General features: G+C 71.9%; 4 protein-coding genes. 2 read left to right on the plus strand and 2 right to left on the minus strand.

The genetic code is table 11. The features are described 5' to 3' along the window. Positions 1–203 precede the first annotated feature (203 nt). Together ACWEKM_RS38475 and ACWEKM_RS38480 are read left to right on the plus strand one after the other, a co-directional pair. A complete protein-coding gene (locus ACWEKM_RS38475) occupies positions 204–1,025 on the plus strand; it encodes a YceI family protein (RefSeq protein ID WP_451625934.1) in 822 nt (273 codons plus the stop codon). A gap of 65 nt (positions 1,026–1,090) precedes the next feature. Continuing rightward, positions 1,091–1,561 (plus strand): PPOX class F420-dependent oxidoreductase, encoded by a 471-nt coding sequence (locus ACWEKM_RS38480; protein WP_451625935.1) that lies wholly within the window; start codon positions 1,091–1,093, stop codon positions 1,559–1,561. A gap of 400 nt (positions 1,562–1,961) precedes the next feature. On the opposite strand, the gene ACWEKM_RS38485 is transcribed toward ACWEKM_RS38480, so the two are convergent. Both ACWEKM_RS38485 and ACWEKM_RS38490 read right to left on the minus strand, forming a co-directional pair. Then, the gene (locus ACWEKM_RS38485) at positions 1,962–2,735 is read right to left on the minus strand and encodes a TetR/AcrR family transcriptional regulator (protein WP_451625936.1); all 774 of its coding nucleotides are present in this window, start codon (positions 2,733–2,735) and stop codon (positions 1,962–1,964) included. 110 nt (positions 2,736–2,845) lie between these two features. Then, on the minus strand, positions 2,846–4,228 hold the full coding sequence (locus tag ACWEKM_RS38490) for an MFS transporter (protein ID WP_451625937.1): 1,383 nt from the start codon (positions 4,226–4,228) through the stop codon (positions 2,846–2,848). Between the last annotated feature and the right edge of the window lie 217 nt (positions 4,229–4,445).

Here is a 4,445-nt window from a genome sequence, read left to right on the forward strand (position 1 = left end):
GGCGATCCGACCGGCCCCCGGCCGGTGCGGGGCGCCCCCCTCCCGGCGGCCCCCCCGCCACGGGCCGCACACGTAAAAACCACTTTTTATGGATCTATCTGATCCAACGGATCTATACGAAGTCATACGAACTTATACGGCCTTTCGAGGCCGTCATGGAAAATGTTCGGTTCATGGCTTCGCAGGCGCAGGGAGAAAACGGGATGGGACTGACCGCGAGGATCCACACCCGGGACGGATGGGCCGTGTCGCACGCGGTCGTCACGGTGACCGATATGACGGGCGCGCAGGTGCTGCGCGCCGAGGCCGATACGGAGGGCACCGTGCGGGACACGACCGCACTCGCGCCCGGGGCCTACACGGTGATCGTCACGGCCGTCGGGTACGCGCCCGCCGCGGCCGGCGCGATCGTCACCGCGAGCGGACGGGCCGAGGTCGGCACGGTGACGCTGGCCCGGCAGGGCGGCACCGAGTTGCCCCCGCCCGGTCCGTGGACCATCGACCCGGCGCACTCGTCGGTGGCCGCCGTCGCCCAGCACCTGGGCATCTCCAGTGTGCGCGGCCGGTTCACCGACTTCGCCGGCGCGATCGAGATCGCGCCCGACGACGTCGGCAAGTCCCGCGTGCAGGCGGTGATCCGGGCCTCCTCCATCGACACCGGCAACGGCATGCGCGACACCCACCTCCGGTCCGCGGACTTCCTGGACGTCGAGCGGTATCCCGAGATCACCTACCGTTCGACGGGGGTGTCCGTGGCCGGCCGGGACCGCTGGACGGTCCACGGCGAGCTGGCCCTGCGCGGTGTTGTACGCCCGGTCGACCTGGACCTGGCCTATCTCGGCACCGGAGCCGACCCGTGGGGCGGCACCCGGGCCGCCTTCCGCGCGACGACGGAGCTGCGGCGCGAGGACTTCGCCATGAACTACAACCAGGTCGTCCAGGCGGGCATCGCGGCCATCGGCACCACCCTGAAGGTCGAGCTGGACATCCAGGCGGTACAGGGCGAGACGCTGCCACAGGCGTAGGGACACCAAGGTCGGCCGGAACGGGGGCCGCTGCCTTCAGGGCCTGTGGGCCCTAGGCTGCCCGCATGGCACCGAACATCGCGACGAACACCACCGTCTCCCGCGACGAACTGCTGGACTTCGTGCGGCCCCGGCACCGGGCCGTCCTGCTCACCCGGCGGGCCGACGGCGGCCCCCAGGCATCGCCGCTGACCTGCGGGGTCGACGACTCGGGCCGGATCGTGGTCGCCACCTACCCGGAGCGTGCCAAGACCCGCAACGCCAAGCGGGACGAGCGGGTCAGCCTGATCGTGCTGAGCGACGACTGGAACGGGCCGTGGGTCCAGGTGGACGGGACGGCGGAGGTCATCGACAGCCCGGACTCCGTGGAGCCGCTGGTCGAGTACTACCGGAACATCGCCGGTGAACACCCGGACTGGAACGAGTACCGCGAGGCGATGGTCGAACAGGGCAAGTCGATCATCCGCATCACCCCGACCCGCTGGGGCCCGGTGGCCACCGGCGGCTTCCCGGCCCGCCTGACCGAGCGGAACTGACCCCGGCGGGGCGTGCGGCTTGGTCGCCACGACTGGCCCCGGCACGGCACACCGCCCACTCGCGCTCGCAGCGCACGGCCGGGGCCGACCAAGTCCCCCGGCCACACGGCACGCATACCGCGGCATCAACACCGGCGCGGCAAGCAACCGGCGCACGTCGAAGAAACGAAGGATCAGGGCCCCGGGCCTCACGCGCGTGTCGCGCCGGAAACCGCCCCCGTAGACCGGAAACCACGGCCCGTAGAAACGTGCCCACCGCATCCCAAGCCCGGCCCGCATCCCAGGACCCGCCCCGGGCGAGGGCGGACGCGCGACGGTCTGGCCCTCGGCCACGTCACCACCGCCTCGCCGGTCACCGGGCGTGCTCGGTCGGGCCGGGGCCGTGGGAGCGGCCGGGCGGCTACGGCTCGGTCGTGGTTCTGCGGACCATCTCCTCGATTCCCGCGACCAGGAGGTCCAGGGCGAAGGTGAAGTCCCCTTCCAGCATCTCCTCGACCGTGTCGCCGCCACGCGCCTCCATGATGTCCCTGGACTCCTTGATCACCTCGGCGGCCTGCGGGTCCGCGGTCACCGCGATCAGGGCGGTGCGGTGGTACTCATCCGGGGTCATACCGGTCGCCGCGACCCGGGCCGCGAAGTGGCCCTCGATCGTGCCGAAGCCGTAGACGAACTGGAAGACGGCCGAGATGGCGCCCATGATGCCGTGCGCGGGCAGCCCGGAGCGGCGCACGACGTGCTGCACCCGGCCCGAGAAGGCGAGCGCGTTGGGGCCGATGTTGAGGAAGCGGCCGGCCAGCGGGGACAGCCACGGGTGCCGCAGCAGCAGCGCGCGGTACTCACCGGCCAGCGCGCGCAGTTGGTCCCGCCAGTCCTCGCCCGTGGCCTCGGGTCCGGGCAGCCGCAGTTCGCCGAAGGCCGCGTCCAGGGCGAGTTCGAGCAGGTCGTCCTTGGTGTCGACGTACCAGTACACGGACATCGCGGTGACGCTCAACTCGGCGGCCAGCCGCCGCATGGAGAACCGGGCCAGTCCCTCCGCGTCCAGCAGCCGCACGGTCGCCTCGGTGATCCGCTCCCGGTCCAGGCCGGAGGGCTGCCCGCCGCCGCGCCCGCCGCGGCGGGTCTTCCCCTCCAGCCAGACACTGGTACGCGCCGTCCGCCCGGCCGCCTCAGCCATCGACGCACCTTCCTGGATCTGGGACCTCTTACGAAGATGCTAGGCCCGCCAGGGACGCGGAGAACCCCGCGATCAGCCCGCGTCCGCACCACCGCGCATACCCCATGCCGTCAGGCGAGCGTCTTCTCCGCCCGGCGCAGCAGCGCCCCGGCCACCAAGCCGCCGGTCAACACGGCTGCCGCGCCCACGAGTTGACCCGCTTCCAGCCCCGAGGCCAACCCGTCCGAGGCGGCCCGGGAGCTGAGGACCGCGCCGAGCACCGCGACCCCGAGTCCGTTGCCGAACTCCGCGAGCGTCCCGTTGATCCCGGCCCCGACCCCCGCCTTGGCCGGTGGGATCGCGCTCATGATGGCGTGCGCCATCGCCGGGTTGGCGATCGCGCAGCCGCCGCCGATCAGCAGCAGCCCGAGCAGGGTGCCGGCGTAACCGTCGAAGACGGGCACGGCGATGGACACCAGCCCCGCCGACATCAGCACCATGCCCAGCACGATCGACACGGGCGTACCGAGTCCGGCCGACCACTTCGCCGACAGCCCCGAGAAGTTCAGCACCACGACCGTGAGGGCGAGCGGCGCCGTGCGCAGGCCGGCCTCCAGGGGGTCGTAGCCGAGGACGAACTGCAGGTGCTGGGTGAGCAGGAACAGCGCCCCGCCCATGCCGAAGGTGATCAGCACCGCCCCGGCCACCGCGCCCGTGAACCGGCGGTCACGGAAGAAGTGCAGGTCGAGCATCGGGTGCGGGACGCGGCTCTCCCAGCGGGCGAAGCACACAAGGACGAGGACCGCGACGAGGGCGCTCACCAGCACCCGGGCCGACGACCAGCCGTGCACCGGACCGGAGATGATCGCGAAGACCAGGCCCGACATGCCGATGGTGGAGAGCACGGCGCCGAGCAGGTCGGGCCGGTCGCCCTGGGGGCTCTTCGACTCCGGTACGAGCGCCACGACCGCCACCAGCGCCAGCGCGACGACCGGCAGATTGATCAGGAAGATCGCGCCCCACCAGAAGTGGTTCAGCATGAACCCGCCGATCAGCGGGCCGCAGGCGAAGCCGAGTGCGTTGACCGCGCTCCAGATGCCGATCGCCTTGGGCTGTTCCTCGGGCGCGAAGATCTGCATCGCCACCGCCAGGGTGGTGGTCAGCAGCAGCGCGCCGCCCACGCCCATACCGGCCCGTGCGGCGATCAACTGGGCGGTCGTACCGGCGAGTCCGGCCAGCAGCGAGCCCGCGCCGAACAGGGCCACTCCCGCGAGCAGCATCTTCTTACGACCGTAGCGGTCGGCGGCGCTGCCCGCGGTGAGCAGCAGTCCGGACTGCACCAGCGAGTACGCGTTGATCATCCACTGGATGTCGGAGGTGGTCGCGCCCAGCTCACGGGTGAGCGAGGGGATGGCCACGTTCAGGACGGTGTTGTCCAGCAGCACGGTGAGCTGGGCAAGACAGATGACGCCGAGGATCAGCCAGCGCTGGGGGTGGCCCGATGAGGTCGACATGTCCTACACCGTAAAGCAGTCCCTATACAGCGTACAACGGAGAGGGGGCGAGTGGAGAGAGGGCGGGGAGCGAGAGGGGCGGGGGGGGGGGGGCGGGGCGCCGGGCCCCGTGTTGGGGCTGGGGGGGGAGGGGGGGTGCCCCCCGGGGCGGGGCCGGGGGGTGGTGGCGCCGACGCGGGGCCACACCCCCCCCGCCGGCCCAGGACTCCGATCGGTT

This window comes from Streptomyces sp. NPDC004752, from assembly GCF_053601275.1.

What these genes read in the sequence shown, in the direction of transcription:
- ACWEKM_RS38475 (WP_451625934.1), top strand. Translation starts at nt 204, where the DNA reads ATGGGACTGACCGCGAGGATCCACACCCGGGACGGATGGGCCGTGTCG.
- ACWEKM_RS38480 (WP_451625935.1), top strand. Translation starts at nt 1,091, where the DNA reads ATGGCACCGAACATCGCGACGAACACCACCGTCTCCCGCGACGAACTG.
- ACWEKM_RS38485 (WP_451625936.1), bottom strand. Translation starts at nt 2,735, where the DNA reads ATGGCTGAGGCGGCCGGGCGGACGGCGCGTACCAGTGTCTGGCTGGAG.
- ACWEKM_RS38490 (WP_451625937.1), bottom strand. Translation starts at nt 4,228, where the DNA reads ATGTCGACCTCATCGGGCCACCCCCAGCGCTGGCTGATCCTCGGCGTC.